The organism is Cystobacter fuscus, from assembly GCF_044360685.1.
Lineage (GTDB): Bacteria > Myxococcota > Myxococcia > Myxococcales > Myxococcaceae > Cystobacter > Cystobacter fuscus_C.
In genome coordinates this window covers 6,516,305-6,536,853 of sequence record NZ_CP043491.1, presented here as the reverse complement: position 1 = coordinate 6,536,853, position 20,549 = coordinate 6,516,305, and the positions used below count along the sequence as shown (strand labels likewise).

The window sequence follows — 20,549 nt, the reverse complement described above, 5'->3', positions numbered from 1 at the left end:
TACCCCGTCGACTCCGAGGGACGTCCCATTGTCTCCCGCAGCGGGAATATCGAGCTCGTGGTCCGAGCGACTCCCGATGCGATCTCGGCACGTGACCGGTGCGCGAACGTTGTCACCCACTGCTTCGAACCGGGCGTGCGCTCGCTTGACGCGTGCATGCTATCCGCACCGCGCTGTGGTACCGCGCAGCCCTGGACCGAGAGCGGTGCCTGCTGCGCGCAGGCCTGCTGGACGGCATATGCCGGACTTCGCACCGGGGGCGTGGATCCGCTCACGGCCACCCTGCGTGTCCTCTATGACAGCCCGAGCTGCATGCCCGGCGTCGATTCCCTGCTGGGAGGTGCCCCATGAATCGCCTGGGCGTTTTTCTCGCCGTCACGGGGGCCGTGTGGGCTCAGCCCGCCGCGGCCTGGGATTCAATCTGCTACAACTACAAGGATGCCACCGCTGACGTCGACAAGCTCCGGACGACCCAGCGCGGCTGTGAGGGAATAGAGGCCGCGCGCGGGCGCTGGCGAGATCCGGACTTCCGTGTCGACGAGCACCGTGGCCTCTTCGAGGTCGCTTCCAAGCGCGCGGGCCTGCCCGCGACGGTCCTCGAGACCGTGCGACTCTCGGTCCTCACCGGCCCCACGTCCCAGGTGGTGCGCGGTGCCACGGGCGACTTCCCTACCGTCGCCCCCACGGAGCCCGGCAAGGCCCGGCGCGCGGTGGTTCGTGCGTTCAGCATCGATGAGTTCGCTCAATTGCCTGACTTCTCCTACGCGCTCTGGGACTGGGCGCGCGGCAACGAGACGTGTCCGCTCGATCTGCCCGTGCCCCTCAATGATCCCCAGGCATGCCATGTCTTCAAGACGCATATGGGCGCGGTGAATTCCAACCACTTCCCGCCGCAGAGCGACCAATGGTTCGACTACTACCATCGGCTCGCGCTCGACCGCGCGACGACCTGCCGCACCACCCGTGCCGCGGTGTGGAATGCCGAGCCCAGCGCCCGCCGTGAAGCCACCGACGCCCGCTTCGCCGCCCATTGGCGGGCGTGCGAGGTGGAGGCGCTGGCCTACGAGGCGGTCGCCCAGCACTACCTGCAGGACTCGTGGAGCGCCGGCCATATGTGGGAGCGCTGGGGCTCCACCCATGTCGACGCATTCCCCGCCATTACCGCGAAGGGCGACACTGTCGAGGACCACGCTTGGAATGACACCGACCTGCGGCAGCGCAAACTGGTGGTCGCCGAGATGGTCGCCGCGTTGGCTGGAACCATCCATGGCTCGGATGCCGCGCTCTTCGAGGCGGGCAGATTGTCCCTGCACGATCCGCTCTGCTATCCGCACGAGGACGTCTTGGCCAGCCGCGGCGGTGCTCCGCTCCAGGTGGTGGGAGATCTGCACCTGCACGACGTGGTCAGCGGGCTGACCACGCACAACAACATCTCCTCCTCCGGACTTCCGTACGACACGAGCGTGCTCAGCGGACAGTCCGACAGGCTCCTGGCTTGTGTCACCGGGGCGCTCGGAGCGGTCTATGCCGCGCTCGGCGACCTGGGCCCGAACCGGTTCGGTCCTCCCGTTCTCGGTGCGAGCACGGTGTCGCCCCCGCCCTTTGATCGCGAGGCCTGCCGCGCCTTATCCGTGACGAACCGCGCCTTCAACACCGGTATCAACGAGGATCTCGACATCCAGCTCATCATCGCGAAGAAGCTCGCCATGGTTGAGAAGGTCCCCAAGTCCGTGGAAGCCATGTTCCGCAACGACTATAGCCGTCTGAGGACGGCGGCCTATATCCTCGGCAAGTCCAATGCCAAAGGCACGGAGATGGCTTCGCTCGAGATTCCCGGCGATTTGAAATACGACGATTGGTTCTGCTCCCTGGGTGGCTGTCATGTCGTCACGTACACCGCCAGCCGTGGCCTGTTCAAGATGGTCGATGTCGAGCCGAACCGGTGTTACTCGGCTGGTGGGGGGCGCGGTTGTGGTGTGCGCGCCCCGGAGGAGTTGCCGGCGCCTTTCGCGGACCCGGCGCTCACCGGACCGCTCGCGCCACCCGATCCGAGCAAGGCCTCGGGTGCACTGGCCCTGGCCTTTCACCTCTCGCGTGCGCCCCAACTGTGCAACGCATTCACCGCCAGCGACCTCGCCGCGCTCCCCGCGCTCGTCGCCTCCGTCCGTGGCTCCGACCGCGACGCCACTTGTGACGCCTGCGCCGAATTCGTGGTGCCATTCCTTCGAATGGGCACCGGCCCGGACAACTATGACAAGACGGCCGAGCCCCTCTGCGCGTTCTCCGCCGCCAACCCGCGTTCCGTGCCCTATCTCTATGAGGCTTCCGTTGGGAGCACGAACCCCGTCGCGCTGGCCCGGCGCTACTGCGGTTGCAAGGGGCTCGTCGCGGCGACGGGCGCCGGACTGCAGCGTCTCGGTATCAGCCACAGCGACACGGGCGTGCGGCTGTCGCCGGTCGGCACCCGCGTCCCGGTCGGCTCCGTCCCGCGTGATGTCGCGGCGGCCAGCGGCGGTCGGCTCCTGGTCACCAACAGCGTCGGCGAGATCGTCGGTGTGCGGGAGGACACCGAGGTGGATCTCGATGGCAACGCCGACAACGGGATCACCCGGCTCTCCTTCCCGGGCATCAGTGATCTGCAGGGCGTGACGGTCGCCAATATCGGGGGCAAGGAACTCGTCCTGGCCACGTCCCCCATCGCGGGCGAGCTCATCGCCTACGATCTCAACGCCCATCGGCTCTGCGATCGCGTCCTGGTCGGCCGGGTGTCGGGGGAAGGAGCCTATGACGTCGTGATGACCGCCGATGGCACGAAGCTCTTCGTCTCCTTGCGCAAGACGTCCCCCCTGTCCGGTGGGATCGCCGTCGTCACGCCGAGCGCGCTGGCCCGCTGTGATGGCAGCGCGGCGGCGACCCTTCGATACCTCGCACCGCCAGGGGCCGTGGCGGGACTGGGGCCCATGGCGCTGTCTCCCGATGGAAGCAGGCTCGCCGTCGGCGGCCGGTATGCCTCGACGTGCCTCGATCAAATCCTCAATCGCTCGGGAGAAATGCTGGACATCCAGGTCGGCTGCGATCGCGTCTTCATCATGGATGTCGCGACCGAGACGTTCCGGACCTATGGCACCGCCGCCAGCCTGCCCACCCGCCCGGGCCGCTACCCCTACGCCGTGGCCTGGTTCGGGGATAGCACCCGCATCGCCTATGCCACCTTCCAAGGCATTGATGCCGGAGGGATTTCCAACAGCGCCTGGCCGATGGGGGCCATGACCCCTCTGCCCCTGGGCGGCACCCTCCGGCTCGCGGACACGTCCACCGCAGCCTACCAGGCAAAAGGCGCCGGGTTGAGCCGGTACTGGACCTATAATATACCGCTCGACTCCACGGTCATCGGGGAGTCCGTCGTGGTCGATGGCAACTGGGTGTATGTCGGCACCAGCAGTGGCAGGATCTCGGCCTACCAAGTCGCCCAGCATGATGCCTCGCAGGATCCCTTCTGGGAGGGCCACCCGGCGGATCCCGAGACATCCCTGCACAACTCCACTCACGGCTCCTGGTACGGGGGCTGTTACACCTTCTGCGAGGTGACGAATGGACCATGTCCCAGCGTGTGCCCGGAGGGGAGCGTCCCCGCCGGGTTCGGCTCGGTCGAGCTGGGCTCGAACGTCCGTGCGTTGATGAGCTATTGATCCCTCGCGTCCACCTCACCTCTCGTCGGATGAACTCCTCCATGACCAAGCTGTCTGCTTTCCCGATCACCCAGAAATGGCCCCCGCAGCACCCCGAGTGGATTCAGCTCTACTCGCTCCCCACGCCCAATGGCGTCAAGGTTTCCATCCTGCTCGAGGAAATCGGCTTGCCCTACGAGGCGCACAAGGTCAGCTTCGAGACCAACGACCAGCTCTCGGCGGAGTTCCTCTCCCTCAACCCGAACAACAAGATTCCGGCGATCATCGACCCCGACGGCCCGGGCGGCCAGCCGTTGGCGCTGTTCGAGTCCGGGGCGATCCTGATCTACCTCGCCGAGAAGAGCGGCCGCTTCATCCCGCGGGATGCCGCCGCGCGCTACGAGACCATCCAGTGGCTGATGTTCCAGATGGGCGGAATCGGCCCCATGTTCGGCCAGCTCGGGTTCTTCCATAAGTTCGCCGGCAAGGACTACGAGGACAAGCGCCCACGTGATCGCTACGTCGCCGAATCCAAACGCCTGCTCGGCGTGCTCGACCGCCGCCTGCAGGGCCGCGACTGGATCATGGGTGAGGAGTACAGCATCGCCGACATCGCCATCTTCCCCTGGATTCGCAACCTGATCGGCTTCTACGCAGCGGGCGAGCTGGTCGGCTTCGACGGCTTCACCAACGTCAGACGCAGCCTGGAGCGCTTCGTCGAACGTCCGGCGGTGAAGAAAGGCCTGACCATTCCGGGTTGAACGCCGCATCGGCGAACCCCCACGGACCGATCGAGCCCGAGCATCCGGGCTCGTTGTGCCGGACGTGAAGAAGTCCTCACGCACGAACTGGAGGTTGGGACGGGGGGGCGAGGCGCTGGCGCAGCCGCGAGGAACGCACAGGGGCGCGGTGACAGTTCGTAGGCCACCACCTGGGCCGGTGCCCACCGTGCTCATGGCTCGAGTTCCAGCCGGTAGCCCACGCCCCGCACCGTCTGGAGGAAGAAGCGCGAGCGGCTGTTCCATCCCAGCTTGCGCTTGAGGCTGGAGACGAAGTTGTCCACCGTGTGCGGATCCACCACCACCTCGCGGCCCCAGACCGCGTCGAGGATCTCGTCCCGCCGCAGCACGCGCTCGCGCTCGCGCACGAAGAAGGCCAGCAGGTCGAACTCGGTGCGGGTCAGCTCCACCTGCGTCCCCTCGGGCGTCTCCACCTTCCGCCGGTCGAGGTCCATCTGGTAGCCCGCGAAGCGCAGCACCCGCGCGGGCGCGGCGCCGCCTCCTCGCCGCACCAGCGCCCCCACCCGGGCGAGCAGCTCGCGCAGGCGGTAGGGCTTGCCCAGGTAGTCCTGCGCTCCCGCCTCGAAGCCACGCACCACGTCGTCCTCGAGCGTGCGCGCCGTGAGCATCATCACCGGCGTCGTCACCCCCTCCTGGCGCAGCGTCCGGCACAGCGTGTAGCCGTCTCCATCCGGCAGCATCACGTCCAGCAGCACGAGCTGGAACGTGCGCCGGGCGAGGTGCGCGCGTGCCTCGGCCACCGTGGTGGCCTCCTCCACGCCGTAGCCCCCCTGGTTCTCCAGGTTGTCTCGCAGCGCGAGCCTCAGGTTGAGATCGTCCTCCACGATGAGGAGGGCAGGGGAGTGGGTATTCATTCAGCGCCGCTCCGCGAAGGTGAATTCGAAAGTGGTTCCCTCGGGACTGGACGCCGCCACGCGGAGCCGTCCCCCATGCAGCCGCACGATGCGCTGGCACAGCGCGAGGCCCAGTCCACTCCCGGGCACCTCACGCCCCTGTCCGCGCAGGCGGTAGAACTCCCCGAAGACGCGCTCCCACTCCGCCTCGGCAATCCCCACGCCGTTGTCCGAGAAGCGCACCCGCCCGTCCGCCCGTGCTTCCACGTGCAGACGCACGGGCTCGCGCGTGTTGTAGGCACAGGCGTTGCGCGCCAGGTTGGCCAGCAGCAGCCTCATGAGCTGCGGGTCCGCGAGCAGCTCGCGCTCACCCACGTCGGCCGTCAGCTCCACCGGCACCCGCGCCCAGCCCTCCAGGTCGCGCTGGAGCGTGGCCACCAGCTCGTCCAGCCGCACCCGCGAGAGCTGCGGCACCCACCGGCCCTTGTCGATCCGGTTGAAGGACAAGAGGTTTTCCACCAGGAAGCCCAGTCCGTCCGCCTCGTGGATGATGCGCGCGGGGTAGTCCTTCGCCTCGGTCCCCTGCGCCAGCCGCCACTCGAGCGTCTCGGCGAGCAGCCGGATGGAGGCCAGGGGCGTGCGCAGCTCGTGGGACACCGTGGCCACGAAGTCGCTCTTGAGCTCCAGGAAGCGGTACTTGCGGTGCTGGCCCAGGAACGCGAGTCCCGCGATGGTGAGCGCCAGCCCCGCGCACAGCACCACCATGCCCGTCTTCAACCGGTAGCGCTGCTCCAGTGCCGCCTCCTCCCGTGCCCACAGCGGCGTCTCCACCGCCAGCGGATTCGATGCGAGCGGCAGCACCTCCTCGCCCAGCAGCCGCACGTCCCCCTCGGCATCGAGCAGCCCGCGCTCGCGCATCTCCCGGGTGAGCGTCTCCATCAGCGCCTCGGGCGACACCGCCACCCCTACCGCATGGCCTTCCCCCCTTGACTCCAGGTACCAGCCGGAGCGCACCAGCGTCGGGCCGGAGAGGGACTCGGGCAGGCGGAGGGGCTCGGCGGTGAGTTCCACGATGCGCGCCTCGAAGTCCATCACCGGCGTTCCCGTCCGCTGGGACAGGGCCACCACGCGCTCGCGCAGGAAGTCGAAGTCCGCCGGGGTGAAGCGCGAGCGCTTGAGCAGCAGCATCCGTTGCAGCCCCTCCAGCCGGCCCCCCTGGCCGTCCTCCATCCCATCGCGCATCAGGGAGCGCATGAGCTCGGGCACCGGCTGGGCCCGCTCCGCCAGTCCCTCCAGCACCACCAGCAGTGTGGGCACGTCCCGCGTGGAGGCGATCACATACCGGGCCCGGTGCTGGAGGAACGCCAGGAGCGCCAGGGTGGCCGTGCGTCCCTCGTCGCGCGCGAGCGCCCGCTCCACCGCGCGCGTCAGGGCGAGCCGCTCCACCCACGGCCCCTCATCCTCGTCGGGCAGTTCGGTGCCCGCGTGCAGCCGCTGGTAGCGCTCGCGCGCGGGCGTATCCGCCGCCGGCTCATGGTGGGCCAGCCGGGGCAGCACCTGCTCCCCCCGCTCGCGCAGATAGAGATCCTCGGCGGGGGCGAGAGGGTCGGCCGCCGCCAGCTCCAGCGCGGGCCGGGCCCGCTCCAGCTTCTCCTTGAGCGCCTGCGCCAGGGAGACGCGCGCGTACTGCGCGAGCGCCTCGCGCCGGGTGCGGAGCGAGGCGCGGGCATCCTCCCGCTCGTCGGCGAAGATGCGCCGCAGGTTCCACAGACCCCACCCGAGCCCGGCCAGGCCGAGCAGGAGGGCAGCGAGGGTGGGCAGCAACCTGCGGAACATGCGGCGCTTCTACTTGACGACGGGAACGCGGTCGAAGTCCATGGTGCTCACGGGCGAGAGCTGCTCGAAGCGGTCCGTCCGGTGGTCGAGCGCCTGGGCCTGGTGGATCAGCTCGCCCAGCTCCTTCACGTCCGGCCGGTCGCGCAGCGGCTCGCCGATCTCCTCCCACAAGGCGTGGAGCCGGGCGTAGGACAGGGGCCGCACCCAATAGGAGCCCCGGAGCTTCTCGGCGAAGGCGGCCGCCACGTAGGACAGGCGCGTGGGCGAGGCCGTGGCGCCATACGCGGGCCGCAGCACGCTGGCGGGCAGCTTCTTCTCCACCAGCCGCGAGCTGCCCCCCTCCGGGGCCTTGTAGCGGATGCGCAGGGTGCCGAAGGCGCCGGTGGGCTCGCGCAGCTTCACCTCGTAGATGGCGGTGACGGCATGGCCCGCGCCCACTTCGCCCGCGTCCACCCGGTCATCGGCGAACTGCTCCTTGGTGAGCATCCGGTTCTCGTAGCCCACCAGCCGGTAGCGCGCCACGGCCTGGCGGTCGAACTCCACCTGCAGCTTCACGTCCTTGGCCACCACCTGGAGCGTGCCGGTGAGGTTGCGCACGAAGATGCGGTGCGCCTCGTGGAGCTCATCCACGTAGGCGTAGTTGCCCTCGCCCACCTGGGCCAGCCGCTCCATCAGCACGTCATTGTAGTTGCCCATGCCGAAGCCCACCGTGGTGAGCGTGACGCCGCGCGAGGCCTGCGTCCGCACCCGCGCCCAGATGCCGTCCGCGTCGGTGATGCCGTTGTTGGCCACCCCGTCCGAGCACAGGATGACGCGGTTGATGCCCCCCTTGATGAAGTGCCGCGCGGCGAGCGAGTAGCCCAGCTCGATGCCCGCCTGGGCGTTGGTGGAGCCCTCGGAGTCGAGCGAGTCGATGGCCCCCAGCAGCTTCTGCGTCTCGGTGGCGCTCGTGGGCCCGAGCACCTGGTGCGCCGTGGTGCCATAGACGGCGATGGACACCCGGTCCCGCTCGTCCAGCTCGTTGACCAGCAGCCGCAGCGCCTGCTTCACCAGCCCGAGCCGGTTCTCGATGTCCATCGAGCCCGACACGTCGATGACGAAGACGAGGTGGGCGGGCTTGCGCTCCTGGCGGCTCACCTCGTGCGCCTTCAGTCCCAGGTGCACCACGTGGTAGCCCTTGCGGCTCGGCGAGGGAAAGCCCTCCACGTGCACGCTGAAGGGCTCGCTGGAGTCATTCGTGTAACCGTAGTCGAAGCTGTTGACGAACTCCTCCACCCGCACCGCCTGCTCGTCCGGCAGCGCCCTCCGCTGGAGGTAGCCGCGCGCGAGCGAGTAGGACGCGCTGTCCACGTCCACCGAGAAGGTGGAGAAGCGCTCCTCCTCGGTGTCGATGGTGGGGTTCACCCCGTAGCCCTTGAAATACATGTCGAAGAAGGGCTTGTCGGCGGGCGCCGCGGTGCGCTCGGGAGGCGGGGTCGCCCGGTAGACGGGCTGCGGCGTGCCGTCGCGCGAGGTGATGAGCATGTGCGGCAGGGCCCAGTTCGGGGCATTCAGGGGGTTCTTGGGCTCGGAAGGCCGCACCACCACACGCCCCTGGCCCCCCACGGGCTTTGCCTCGGAGTCGCGCGGGTTGACCTGGTCGGGAGCCAGTTCGGCCAGCGATTCGAAGGAGCGCGCGCCCCCCTCCTTGCCGCCAGGACGGTTCACCGCGATGCGCTTGATGAAGTACTGGTCGATGTTGACGCCCGACGAGGCCGAGCCGATGTCGATCGTGGGAGGGAGGGCGTCGACCATCTCCGGGGTGAAGCCCTCGGGCAGCAGTTCCACGTTCACCCGGATGGTGCGGTCCAGGCGCAGCTGGACCTCCGAGCGCGTGAAGGGTTTGAACGCCTCCTTGTCGAAGCGCAGCGTGTAGACGCCCGGAGGGAGCTGGGGGATGCGGTATTGGCCCTGGCTGTCCGTCACCACGGTCTGCTCCCCCTGGAGGTTGGGGGAGCGCGCGGTGACCACCACGTCCGGGAGGGGTTTTTTGCTCTCGGCACTGACGACCGCCCCGACGATGACGGAGTCGGCCAGGGCGGGCGCGGACAGCAGCAGGAGGACGCTACAAAGGATGCGGGGGAGCGCGGACGTCATGAGCGGGGCCACCTCGAAGCAATGGGACGCGACCCATCATCCAGAGGTGGCCCTCGGGGTGCCTCACGCGGGGCTCCTCTCTTCATCACGGTTTCATCACGGCGCCGCCCCGGCTCCCGGGAGAGGGGCATGCCGGGAAGCGCGCGGGCCACCTCCATCACGTGCCGCAGCGCGATGGGCCGCACCGCCTGGCCCGAATAGCCGCCCGGCACGGGAGAGTCTTCAGCGAGCCTGGGGCGCCGGTTTGTCGGACTGCGTCAGGTTCTTCATGTTGGCCGGGTAGCGGTCTCCGGCGGCGGCACCCGGAGGCACGATGGCGTCGATCTCGGCCAGGTCGCGCTCGGTGAGCTTCACGTCCAGCGCCCCCAGGTTGTCGTCCAGGTACTTGCGCCGCTTGGTGCCGGGGATGGGCACGAGGTCCTCCCCCCGGGCCAGCACCCAGGCGAGGGCGAGCTGTGCCGGCGAGCACTGCTTCTTCCGGGCGAGCTGCTCGATGTGCTCCACCAGCTTCAGGTTGCGCTGGAAGTTCTCTCCCTGGAAGCGCGGGCTGTTGCGGCGGTAGTCGTCCTGGGCCAGGTCCTCGAAGCGCTTGATCTGCCCGGTGAGGAAGCCACGGCCCAGGGGGCTGTAGGGCACGAAGCCCACGCCCAGCTCGCGGCAGGTCTGGAGCACGCCGTCTTCCGGATCGCGGCTCCACAGCGAGTACTCGCTCTGCAGCGCGGTGATGGGGTGCACGGCGCACGCGCGGCGCAGCGTGTCCGAGTTCACCTCGGAGAGCCCGAGGTAGCGCACCTTGCCCTGCTTCACCAGCTCGGCCATGGCGCCCACGGTCTCCTCGATGGGCGTATTCAGGTCCACGCGGTGCAGGTAGTACAGGTCGATGACCTCCATGCCCAGCCGCCGGAGGCTGGCCTCGCACGCCTGTTTCACGTACTCGGGGCGGCCGTTGATGGTGCGCGCGTTCGGGTTGTTCGGGTCCCGGACGATGCCGAACTTCGTGGCCAGCACCACCTTCGCGCGGTGCGGGCGGAGCACGCGGCCCACCAGCTCCTCGTTGAGGCCCGGGCCATAGGCATCCGCGGTGTCGAAGAAGGTGATGCCCCGCTCCAGCGCGTGCAGCAGCGTGGCCTCCGACTCCGCGTCATCCCGCCCGGAGTAGAAGTCCGACATGCCCATGCAGCCCAGGCCGATGGCCGAGACGGCGAGCCCCTGCTTCCCCAGCTTTCGAGTCTCCATGCTCCAGATCTCCCTACGGCGTGTGCACTCGTCCCGAAGCGCGAGCAGTCTCCTGGCCTGGGCGGTAACGTCCCACCGGGCCCGGACCGAGGCGTTCGGGTGGGTCCTTTACTGTTCTCACATATGAGAAATGTCAAGCCGAGTTCGAGTGGAGCGGGAGCGACGGAGCTGGAGGCGGCGGAGGCGTCGCGGTTGGGGGCGCGCATCCGGGAGCTGAGGCAGGAGCGGGGGCTCACGCTGGAGGCGCTGGCGGAGCGCTCGGAGGTGAGCCGGGCGATGATCTCCAAGGTGGAGCGGGGGACGAACAACCCCACGCTGGTGGTGGCGGTGCGCATCGCGAAGGGGCTGGGGGTGGGGCTGTCGGAGCTGATGTCGCCCCCGAGGCCGAAACAGGCGCGGATGTTGCTGCCTCCGGCGCAGCAGCCCACGTTCCGGGATGGGGAGAGCGGCGTGCTGCGGCAGCTCCTGTCGCCCCCGTTCGAGACGCGGGGGGTGGAGTTCCTCCGGTTCACGCTGCCGGCGAACACCTCGACGGGGGAGTTGCCGGGCAAGGACTTGCCGGTGGGCAAGTACCTGGTCGTGGAGAAGGGCACGCTGCGCATCGACTTCCCGGACGCGAGCGTCACGGTGGAGGCGCAGGACGCCTTCTATTTCGAGGCGGACGTGCCCCACGCGTTCGTCAACACCGGGCGTGGCGTGTGCGTTTGCTACATCGTCATGGCGCGCGAGCCGGGTTGAGGCGTCCTCCTCGCGTGAAGGCGCCCTCACTCTCAGACAACTGTCTTGCAATTGCCACTGTGTTGCATTTAATCCTCGTGCTGGGACAGGGGGGGCCGCGGGTGATCGCGGTTCATTCGGAGCGAGGAGAGCATGTCCGACATCGTGAACACCGGTGCGCTCGAGGCCGTCGGGCTCGAGCACCGCTATGGCTCGAAGACCGTTCTTCGAGGGCTGAACTTCACCGTGGAGCCCGGGCGGATCTACGCCCTGCTCGGCGGCAACGGCGCGGGCAAGTCGACGACGCTCGGCATCTTCCTGGGCCTGGTACGCCCGACGGCGGGGCGGGCCCGGGTGTGTGGCCAGGAGGTGGCGGCCGATCCCCAGGCCGCGCGCTCGCGCCTGGCTTATGTCCCCGAGAACGTGGCCCTCTACGAGCACCTCAGCGCGCGGGAGAACCTCGACTACTTCCTGACGCTCGCGGGGAGCGAGCGGCGCGCGCCGGCGGACATCGACGCGGCGCTGGAGGCGGTCGGCCTGGCGCACGAGGCGTGGGGCAAACGCGTGGGTGGGTTCTCCAAGGGCATGCGCCAGAAGGTGGCGATCGCGCTGGCCATCGCGCGGCGCGTGCCCGTGCTGCTCCTGGACGAGCCGACCTCGGGCCTGGATCCACGGGCGACCGGGGACTTCAACCGCCTGCTGGATACGGCCCGCTCCCGGGGTGTCGCCACCCTGATGGTGACGCATGATCTGCTGAGCGCCGCCGAGATCGCCGACCGGATCGGCTTCCTGGCCCAGGGCCGGCTCGAGGAGGAGCTGGCCGCCACCGGCGCGGAACGGTTCGACGTCCGGGCCTTGCATCAGCGCTACGCGCGGGCAGGGGAGGCGGCATGAGCTTCCGATACACGAAAGTGCTCCGGGTGGCCGCCGAGGAGTGGCGCGCCCTGGTGCGCAACCGGGTGGCGGTGATCGCCAGCCTCACGCTGGTGGCCCTGCTGGTGACCTCCGCCCTGCTGGGCCTGGAGCAGCGCGAGGCCACGCGGGCGGCCCGGGCGCGCTACCAGGCCACGGCGGACGAGGCGTTCGACGCCCAGCCGGACCGCCATCCGCACCGGATGGTGCACTACGGACAGTTCGTCTTCCGGCCCCTGTCGGCCCTGGCCTTCTTCGATCCGGGAGTGGATGGCTTCACCGGCAACACGGTGTTCCTGGAAGGCCACCGGCAGAACAGCGCCAACTTCAGCGAGGCGCGGCAGTCCTCGCTGCTGCTGCGCTTCGGCCAGTTGACGCCGGCCTTCGTGCTGCAGACCCTGGCGCCGCTGCTCATCGTCTTCCTCGCCTTCGGGGCCGTGGCACGCGAGCGCGAGCAGGGGACGCTGCGGCTGCTGCTGGCCCAGGGCCTGCGCCCGTCCGAGCTCGCCGCGGGCAAGCTGTTGGCCCATGCTGGCGGCGTGGCCGTGATCGCCGCGCCGGCACTCCTGGTGCTGGCGGCCGTGGCGCTCGCGGGCTGGGCGCCCCCCGTGCCCAGCCTGCTGCTGGTGTCCGGCTATCTCGTCTACCTGTTCATCTGGGCGGTGGGGGCCCTGCTCGTGTCGCTGTGGGTCCGGCGCGCGCGGGATGCGATGATCGTCCTGGTCGCGGCCTGGATGGGCGTGGTCATCCTCGTGCCCCGGCTGCTTCCCGAACTCGCGGTGGCGCGCCTCCCCACGCCGACGCGCATCGAGACGGACGTGACGATCCACCGGGAGCTCAAGCGGATCGGCGACAGCCACAATCCAGACGACCCCTACTTCTCCGAGTTCAAGGCGAAGACCCTCGCCCGCTATGGCGTCGACAAGGTCGAGGACCTTCCGGTCCAGTGGGCGGGGCTGGTCGGCATGGAGGGCGAGCGCCTGACGAGCGGGCTGTTCGATCGCCACGCACAAGACGCCTTCGCCCGCGAGGCGGCGCAGAACCAGCTCGTGCGCCAGCTCGGAGTGCTCAGCCCGCTCATCGCCGTGCGCCAGCTCTCCATGAGTCTGGCCGCCACCGACACCGAGAGCCACCAGGACTTCCTGGAGCAGGTGGAGCGGCACCGCTACGCCTTCGTCCAGGCGCTCAACCTCCTGCAGGTGACGAAGATCCCCAACCAGAACGCCGGAGCGGACCCCCGGATCTCCGCCGAGCATTGGAAGACGCTGCCGGGCTTCACCTACCGGCAGCCGGATGTGCTCCAGCTCGCGGGCGAGCGGATCCAGGCCAACCTCCTGGTGCTGGTCTGTTGGTTGGCGGTCTTGCTCGCCGGCTGTGGCCTCGCCGCCCGGCGCCTGGAGGAGGCCTCGCGATGAGCACCTGGACCGCGGAACTCCGATTGTTGTTCCGGGCGCCGTTGAGCGCCGGCGCGCTCGTGCTGCTCCTGCTCCTGTCGGCCCTGTCCGTGGCGGCTGGCCTCGCGGCGACCGCCCGGCAGTCCGCCGTCATCGAGCGGGTGGAGGCCACGCAGGAACTGGACCTGGCCTCGGTGACCCAGGAGTACGGCAAGCCCGGCGTGGAGGCGGGCTCCGCCGCCTACTACACCTTCCACCTCACCACGGATCCACCGTCGCCCCTGGCCTTCGCGGCGCTCGGCCAGCGGGACGTGCAGCCCTATGTCCTGCGCGTGCGGCTGTTGGGCCTGCACTCGCAGCTCTACGAGTCCGAGACCCTGAATCCGGAGCTCGCGCTCCCCGGCGCCTTCGACTTCGCCTTCGTGCTGATCTACCTGGCGCCGCTGGTCATCATCGCCCTGATGCACGAGCTGGTGTCGGGCGAGCGGGAGGCGGGACGGCTCCGGCTCCTGGTGTCCCTGCCAGCCTCCGGTCTCGGGGTGTGGGGACGCCGCGGCCTTTTGCGCTACCTGCTGGTCCTGGGCGCCTTGCTCGTCCCGTTCGGGGTGGGCGCAGCGCTCTCCCGGGCCCCGGTGGCGGGGACCCTCGCCATCGCGCTGGCGGCGGCGCTCTATGCCGCGTTCTGGTCGGCACTGGCGCTGGGGGTCGCCACGCGGGGCCGGAGCTCGGCGGCCAATGGCGCGGCGTTGATGGCCTGTTGGATCGCGCTGACCCTGCTGGCGCCCGCGCTGGCCAACGCCGTCATCTCCCGCGCCATCCCCGTGGCCCAGGGCGTCGAGCTGACCCTGGCCCAGCGCGAGCGGGTGCACCGCGCCTGGGACATTCCCAAGGAGGAGACCTTCCGGCCCTTCTTCGTCAAGCATCCGGAGTGGCGCGACACGCCGCCGGTGCTCGGCCGCTTCCACTGGAAGTGGTACTACGCCATGCACGAGGTGGGGGATGACGGGGTCGCCGCCGAGGTCGCGGACTACCGCCAGAGCCTGACGGCCCGCGAGGACTGGGCCGCCCGGCTCGGCTGGCTCCTCCCGGCGGCCGCCGTCCAGACGTTCCTCCACCGCGCCGCGGACAGCGACCTGCGGGCGCAGCTGGCCTACCAGCGCGGCATCGAGGCGTTCCACACCCGGCTGCGCGACTTCTACTACCCGTACCTGTTCCACGAGCGGCCGTTCCAGCGGGCCGACTTCGAGCGGCTGCCTCGCCATGAACCCCGGCCATCGAGCGCCTCCCTGCCACTGGCTCCGCTGCTCGGGCTGCTGGTGCTGACGGCGCTCGCCTCCGGCGCCGCCATCCGAGGCGTCCGGGCCCTGTCCTCGTTCGCGGCCCAGGAAGGACGGTGAACCTCAGTGGGAGGTGCGCGTGCCGGCGGAGGCTGCTGGCATGTTCCACGAGGTAGAAACAGAATGAGCGCCTTTCTGACGTGCGGCGAGCGGGTGCGGCGCGCCGCGAAGGAGTGAGGAATTCATGACGGGTCGAGCTCTCTCCCGGAGGACGTTGCTCCAGGGTGCGTTGGTGGCCATGGCATTCAACCCCGCGAGCCGGAGCTGGGCCGCCACGCTGGAGCCCGGCTCCGTCCCCCTTCCTCCGCTGGAAGGGGCGCTGCTGATGGACGCGGCGTCGCTCGCCGCGGCCGCGGAGGACTTTGGCCACATCGTCCACCGCACGCCCCAGGCCGTGCTCGTCCCGGGCTCGGTGGGGGACATCGTGGCCATGGTCCGCTTCGCGCGTCGCCAGGGCCTGCACATCGCCGCCGCGCGAGGGCTCGGCGAGAGCCACAGCACTTACGGTCAGTCCCAGGTGCCAGCGGGCATCGTCATCGACATGTCCGCGCTTTCGACCATCCACGAGATGGGCGAGTCGAGCGCTTGGGTGGACGCGGGTGTCCGGTGGCGCCAGTTGCTGGAGGCCACGCTTCCTTCCGGCAGGAGCCCTCCGACACTCACAGACTACATCGAGTTGAGCATCGGTGGGACGCTGTCGGTGGGCGGCATTGGTGGGCAGGCGTTTCGCTGGGGTCTCCAGGTGGACAACGTCCTGGAGCTGGATGTCGTCACGGGGGAGGGCGAGCTCGTGCGGTGCTCGCCCTCATGCGAGCGGCACCTGTTCGACGCCGTGCGGTCGGGGCTGGGCCAGTTCGGCATCATCGTGCGTGCCCGGGTACGGCTCGTCGAGGTGCCACCCCGTGCGCGGACCTATACCGCGCTGTACGGCGACCTCCACCGCTTCCTGGACGACCAGCGGCGGCTGATCGAGGACGGCCGTTTCGACTATGTCGAGGGTGCCGTTGTCTCCTCCGCTGGCGGATGGGCCTTCCAACTCGAGGCGGTGAAGTACTTCACCCCTGGTGCCGAGCCGCAGGACGACAGGCTGCTCGCGGGCCTCGGCTTCCAACCCGGGACGCTCCAGGTGACGGACAGCAGCTACTTCGACTTCGCCAATCGACTCGCGCCGTTGGTGGCGATGCTCCAACAGCTCGGTATCTGGGAGTTTCCGCACCCGTGGATGGACATGTTCGTTCCCGCCCGGTCCGCGGCCGCGTTCGTGGAAGAGGTGCTATCGCAGACCACCGAGGCAGACACGGGGCAGGGGCCCATTCTGCTCTACCCCTTCCGCTCAGCAGCGCTCACCGCCCCCTTCCTCCGAGTCCCCACGGATCCGCACGTCTTTCTCTTCTCGCTGCTGCGTACCGCCATTCCGCCGACGCCGGAGAACGTGGCGGCCCTCGTGCAGAAGAACCGCGCCATCTTCGAGCGGCTCACCGCCATGGGCGGAAAGCTGTACCCCGTGGACGCCGTTCCTCTGAGCCATGCCGACTGGCGCCGCCACCTGTACCCCTATTGGGAGCGCTTCGAGTCCGCGAAGCGTCGCTTCGACCCGGCCCGTATCCTCACGCCAGGGCAGGGCATCTTCTGAGTCAGGCTGCCCTGGCGGGCTGCTCACGCGCTTGCCTTGTGCCGCGCCTTCTCCTCCGAGTAGAGCGCCCGCTCCTCCGCGAAAGCCTTCGCCACGCTCGGTCTGTCTCGCAGGCGGGCAACGTATGCGCTGATCGCCGGCCACTTCTTCAGGTCGACCGGCGTCACCACGGACCAGTTCAGCACCGCGAACAGGTACGCGTCCGCGACGCTGAATCGCTCGAGGAGGAACTCACGGCCGGTCAGGTACGTCTCCAGATGAGAGAGGCGGGAGGCCCCCTTCTCCAGCGCGTAGGCCTTCGCCCCTTCGGGGGCCTTCATGTCGAGCAGTGGCATGAAGAGTGTCTTGTGCAGCTCGGTCCCGATGAAGCACAGCCACTCGTGCAACCGGGCGCGCTCCATGCGGTCCGTCGGCGCGAGCTTCGCCTTGGGGAAGAAGTCGGCCACGTACTGAAGGATCGCCGCGTTCTCCGTGAGGATGCCGCCGTCGTCGGTGCGGAGGGTCGGGACGAGGCCGAGCGGATGGATGTCCCGGAAGTTTTTTCCGTCGCGCGTGAGCTTCGTCTTCGGGTCGATCTCGATGAACGTGGCGTCCTCTCCCGCCTCGTAGAACGCGATTCGGGTCGCCATCGAACAGGACAGGGGCGAAAAATAAAGTTGCATGGCATTTCCTCCAGGGGTCGTTTTCGTTCCATTCACTGGAACGAGCGCCACTCTGCGCATTCTGGGGGAATGCGTCCAACGCATCCTTGGCATAGACTCAATGCATGAATGACATTGCGCCTCCTCCGAGTCCCCGCCTCGACGTGCGCGACCTTCGCGTCGTGCTCGCCCTGGCCTCCGCCGGCACCACGGCGCAAGCCGCCTCCGTGCTGCACCTCACGCAGCCAGCGGTGAGCCGCGCGCTCCTCTCGGCGGAGGACAAGCTCGGCACGCGCCTCTTCGACCGTACGCCTCGCGGGCTCGTCCCCACCGCGGCGGGGCAGCGCCTCGTCACCGGCGCGACGCGCCTTCTGGTGGAGATGGGCGACCTCGAGCATCTCGTGCGCGCGCCGGTGGCTCCGCCCATGCGCCTCCGCCTCGTCTGCGAGTGCTACACCGCGTACCACTGGCTCCCGTCCACGCTCCTGAGGCTGCGCAAGAGCCTGCCGGAACTCGAGGTCGCGTTGGCGGTGGAGCACACACTCGCTCCCGTCGCGGCGCTCGAGGCCGGGGAGATCGACGTCGCGCTCGTCACGAGGTCGGTGGTCCCACGCGGCAGGCTCGAGGCGCGTCAGATCTTCTCCGATGAGGTCGTGTTCATCATGTCGGCGTCGCACCCGCTCGCTGCGCGCAAGACGCTCACGCCCGCGGACATCCGCGAGAACACGCTCCTGATCGGGCAGAGCGCGTCGGCGGAGTCGCACTGGTTCATGGCGAGCGTATTCGGCCGGGCGAGGCCACGGCTTCGCTTCGAGCGGCTGCCGCTCACGGAGGCGATCCTCGACGTAGCGCGTGCGGGCATGGGCATCGCGGTGCTCTCCGAGTGGATCGCCAACCCGCACCTCGGCAAGGGAGATCTCGTCGCGAAGCGTCTCGCGGCGGGACCACTCCGCCGGCCCTGGCGACTCGCGTGGCGGCGGGAGCTCAATGATGCCGCGCTCCGCCTCTTGTCCGCACTCGAGGCCGCGGCCCCCCGAGGACTTCTGGCGGGTTGAGGATCCGTCCGCGGATCGCCGACGGCGAGGTCAGCGCGGAGCTGCGGGTGCTGCAAGTGGATGGATGGCGCGTTCCGCCCGGGACTGAGGTAAAGGAAGACGCGATTTCAAGCCACCCGCCACGGAGGAAGACATGCTGCAAATGCGTCCGGGCTGCGAATGCTGCGACAAGGACCTCCCTCCGGATGCGAGCAATGCCCGCATCTGCACCTTCGAATGTACGTTCTGCGCCGATTGCGCCGACTCCCGGTTGGGCGGCAAATGCCCCAACTGCGGCGGCGAGCTGGTGACGCGGCCGCGTCGTCCGGCGGAAAAGCTGGGCAAGTATCCGGCATCGGTCGAGCGGGTGTACAAGCCGCGGGGATGCGAGGCGGCCGGCGTCTCCTGAACCGACGTGGCCGGCGAGGTGCGGCCTGCTCGGGCAAACGGCGGCGGCAGGAGGACGGTGCTGTTCAGCGCCTTGCCCTCACTCGACCGTGAGAACGATCTTCCCTTGGATGTGCCCTTGGGTGGCTCGCTCATGCGCTTTGCGCGCATTCGCGAGCGGAAACGTGCTGTCAATCGCGACGCGAACCGTGCCGGCGTCCAGCAAGGCTGCGAACTTCGCGAGCTGAGCCCCGTTCGAGCGCACCTGCGTCATCGACACCGTCACCCCTCGCTTCGCGGCCTCCTCCGCGTCGGAGAAGCCCAGGAACACCGGAAAGAGCGCGCCGCCAGGCTTGAGGGTGCGCAGGAAACGGCCGGTCGTGGGACCGCCAAGGGTGTCGAGGACGAGATCGACGTCATGCGCGACGTCCTCGGGCGGGCTCTTGGTGTAGTCGATGAACTCGTCGGCGCCGAGACCGCGCAGGAACGCCTCGTTCTTGCCTGACGCGACCGCGATGACGTGGGCGCCCTTCCACTTCGCCAGTTGCACCGCGATGTGCCCCACGCCGCCCGCGGCACCATTGATGAGCACGGTCTTGCCGTCGAGAGGTACCGGGCGGTGCTTCTCCGGTTGAAACGGGTTCGCCGCGTCGTGCCCAAGCTCGATCAGGAACTGCCACGCGGTGAGCCCCGCCATCGGGGCACCCGCGGCCTGGACGTGATCAATGGCAGCCGGCTTGAGGCTGAGGTCCGACGCGGGCGCGGAGATGTATTCGGCATAGGCCAGGCTGCCCCCGAAGCTGGGAAAACGAATCATGCCGAAAACCTCGTCTCCGACCGAAAAGCCCCGCACGTCCTCGGCGACGGCCTCGACGATGCCGGAGACGTCAGACCCCGGAATGACGGGGAAGGGCACCTGCGGCCGCCAATCGGGTGGCAGCGACTTGTAGCCTTCGCGCAGATACCAGTCGGGGGGATTGATGCCGGCGGCGTGGACGCGGACCAGCACCTCGCCCGGCTTCAGCTCGGGCTTCGGCGCATCCTCGTAACGCAGAACCTCAGGGCCACCGAACTCGTGGAACCGGATCGCCTTCATCGTTTTCATCGACATTGCTATCCCCTTCACGAAAGATGCGCTATTGGATTCGGAGCGGTGCTCCGAATATCCGGAGCAGTGCCCCGTATATGCGGAGCAGTGCCCCGCTTGTCAAGCCGAGGTCATGCGAGCCGACGCGAAGAAGAACTACGAGCAGTTGCTCACCGCCGCGCGCGACGTCGTCGCCGAGCAGGGCGCCGACGCGTCGTTGCGCGACATCGCTCGCAGAGCCGGTGTCGGGCTCGGCACGTTGTACCGTCACTTTCCGACGCGAGAGGCGTTGCTGGACGCTTTGCTCCGCGCGTGCTTCGACGAGCTGACGACGAGGGCAGGCGAACTCGAAACGTCGAAGTCCCCCGGCGACGCCCTCGTGTCGTGGCTGCGCGAAGCCGTGACGGTCTCGCGAAACTATCGCGGAGTGACGGAGTCGATGATGGCCGCCATCGCCGACCCGGACTCAGCTCTCCATGCTTCGTGCGTCACGATGCGCACGGCAGGCGCGCGGCTTCTCGCCCGCGCTCAGGACAAAGGCCTGGCTCGACCCGACATGGATGGCACTGACCTGTTCGCACTGATCGGAGCGCTTGCGTGGCTCGGAGACCAGGCCGCGCTCGCGCAACGCGCCGATCATCTTTTCAATATCATCGCGAGCGCGATCCTGACGGAGCGAGCAGGGTCCGAGCGGACGTGAAGCCCGATGGAGCGCGAGTCGGCCCGTGCCCCCTGGAGCAGAGGCTCGCCCGGCGCGTGGCATGGTGCCGGGGCCACGAGGGCTGAGCCTGGCGGAGCCTGCTACCCCCTACGCTGGGTGAACCACGAGGGGAGGTGAGGCGGGCGGCCGAAGGTCGGGATGCCATGACGGCTTGCGCCCAGGTGGCACTCACACGGG

The 20,549-nt window shown here is 69.0% G+C and carries 16 protein-coding genes; 10 read left to right on the top strand and 6 right to left on the bottom strand.

The genetic code is table 11. The annotated features are described in order from the left end of the window. Positions 1-347: 347 nt before the first annotated feature. Both F0U63_RS26690 and F0U63_RS26685 read left to right on the top strand, forming a co-directional pair. The gene (locus F0U63_RS26690) at positions 348-3,689 is read left to right on the top strand and encodes a hypothetical protein (RefSeq protein ID WP_395833755.1); all 3,342 of its coding nucleotides are present in this window, start codon (positions 348-350) and stop codon (positions 3,687-3,689) included. A 41-nt stretch (positions 3,690-3,730) separates the two neighbouring features. Continuing rightward, positions 3,731-4,429, top strand: coding sequence for a glutathione S-transferase N-terminal domain-containing protein (locus F0U63_RS26685; RefSeq protein WP_395833753.1), 699 nt, complete (start codon positions 3,731-3,733; stop codon positions 4,427-4,429). Positions 4,430-4,620: 191 nt separating this feature from the next. Here the strand turns inward: F0U63_RS26685 and F0U63_RS26680 are convergent, their stop codons facing one another. From F0U63_RS26680 to F0U63_RS26665, 4 genes are all read right to left on the bottom strand, one after another. Beyond that, positions 4,621-5,322 carry a response regulator transcription factor gene (locus F0U63_RS26680; protein WP_395833751.1) on the bottom strand — a complete coding sequence of 234 codons (702 nt, stop codon included), beginning with the start codon at positions 5,320-5,322 and terminating at the stop codon, positions 4,621-4,623. After that, a complete protein-coding gene (locus tag F0U63_RS26675) occupies positions 5,323-7,137 on the bottom strand; it encodes a sensor histidine kinase (protein WP_395833749.1) in 1,815 nt (604 codons plus the stop codon). 9 nt (positions 7,138-7,146) lie between these two features. Further along, positions 7,147-9,273 carry a von Willebrand factor type A domain-containing protein gene (locus F0U63_RS26670; protein WP_395833747.1) on the bottom strand — a complete coding sequence of 709 codons (2,127 nt, stop codon included), beginning with the start codon at positions 9,271-9,273 and terminating at the stop codon, positions 7,147-7,149. A gap of 222 nt (positions 9,274-9,495) precedes the next feature. After that, complete coding sequence (locus F0U63_RS26665) at positions 9,496-10,509, bottom strand: aldo/keto reductase (RefSeq protein WP_395833745.1); 1,014 nt, start codon at positions 10,507-10,509, stop codon at positions 9,496-9,498. 123 nt (positions 10,510-10,632) lie between these two features. Here F0U63_RS26665 and F0U63_RS26660 point away from each other — a divergent pair, with 123 nt between their 5' ends. From F0U63_RS26660 to F0U63_RS26640, 5 genes are all read left to right on the top strand, one after another. Continuing rightward, the gene (locus F0U63_RS26660) at positions 10,633-11,247 is read left to right on the top strand and encodes a helix-turn-helix domain-containing protein (RefSeq protein WP_395833743.1); all 615 of its coding nucleotides are present in this window, start codon (positions 10,633-10,635) and stop codon (positions 11,245-11,247) included. Positions 11,248-11,379: 132 nt separating this feature from the next. Then, entirely contained in the window at positions 11,380-12,120 is a 741-nt protein-coding gene (locus F0U63_RS26655) for an ABC transporter ATP-binding protein (protein ID WP_395833741.1), read from the top strand. Then, positions 12,117-13,553, top strand: coding sequence for an ABC transporter permease (locus F0U63_RS26650; protein ID WP_395833739.1), 1,437 nt, complete (start codon positions 12,117-12,119; stop codon positions 13,551-13,553). Before F0U63_RS26655 ends, F0U63_RS26650 begins: the two co-directional genes overlap by 4 nt. After that, positions 13,550-14,929 (top strand): DUF3526 domain-containing protein, encoded by a 1,380-nt coding sequence (locus F0U63_RS26645; RefSeq protein WP_395833737.1) that lies wholly within the window; start codon positions 13,550-13,552, stop codon positions 14,927-14,929. Before F0U63_RS26650 ends, F0U63_RS26645 begins: the two co-directional genes overlap by 4 nt. Before the next feature lie 124 nt (positions 14,930-15,053). Further along, positions 15,054-16,502 (top strand): FAD-binding protein, encoded by a 1,449-nt coding sequence (locus F0U63_RS26640; RefSeq protein ID WP_395833735.1) that lies wholly within the window; start codon positions 15,054-15,056, stop codon positions 16,500-16,502. 23 nt (positions 16,503-16,525) lie between these two features. Here the strand turns inward: F0U63_RS26640 and F0U63_RS26635 are convergent, their stop codons facing one another. Beyond that, positions 16,526-17,164 carry a glutathione binding-like protein gene (locus F0U63_RS26635; RefSeq protein WP_395833733.1) on the bottom strand — a complete coding sequence of 213 codons (639 nt, stop codon included), beginning with the start codon at positions 17,162-17,164 and terminating at the stop codon, positions 16,526-16,528. A gap of 104 nt (positions 17,165-17,268) precedes the next feature. Between F0U63_RS26635 and F0U63_RS26630 the strand changes: the two genes are divergently transcribed. Further along, positions 17,269-18,198, top strand: coding sequence for a LysR family transcriptional regulator (locus F0U63_RS26630; RefSeq protein WP_395833731.1), 930 nt, complete (start codon positions 17,269-17,271; stop codon positions 18,196-18,198). 133 nt (positions 18,199-18,331) lie between these two features. Further along, the gene (locus F0U63_RS26625; protein ID WP_395833729.1) at positions 18,332-18,586 is read left to right on the top strand and encodes a DUF1272 domain-containing protein; all 255 of its coding nucleotides are present in this window, start codon (positions 18,332-18,334) and stop codon (positions 18,584-18,586) included. 78 nt (positions 18,587-18,664) lie between these two features. On the opposite strand, the gene F0U63_RS26620 is transcribed toward F0U63_RS26625, so the two are convergent. After that, positions 18,665-19,675, bottom strand: coding sequence for an NADP-dependent oxidoreductase (locus F0U63_RS26620; protein WP_395833727.1), 1,011 nt, complete (start codon positions 19,673-19,675; stop codon positions 18,665-18,667). Positions 19,676-19,784: 109 nt separating this feature from the next. On the opposite strand from F0U63_RS26620, the gene F0U63_RS26615 reads away from it, so the two are divergent. Beyond that, complete coding sequence (locus tag F0U63_RS26615; protein WP_395833725.1) at positions 19,785-20,351, top strand: TetR/AcrR family transcriptional regulator; 567 nt, start codon at positions 19,785-19,787, stop codon at positions 20,349-20,351. Positions 20,352-20,549: the final 198 nt, after the last annotated feature.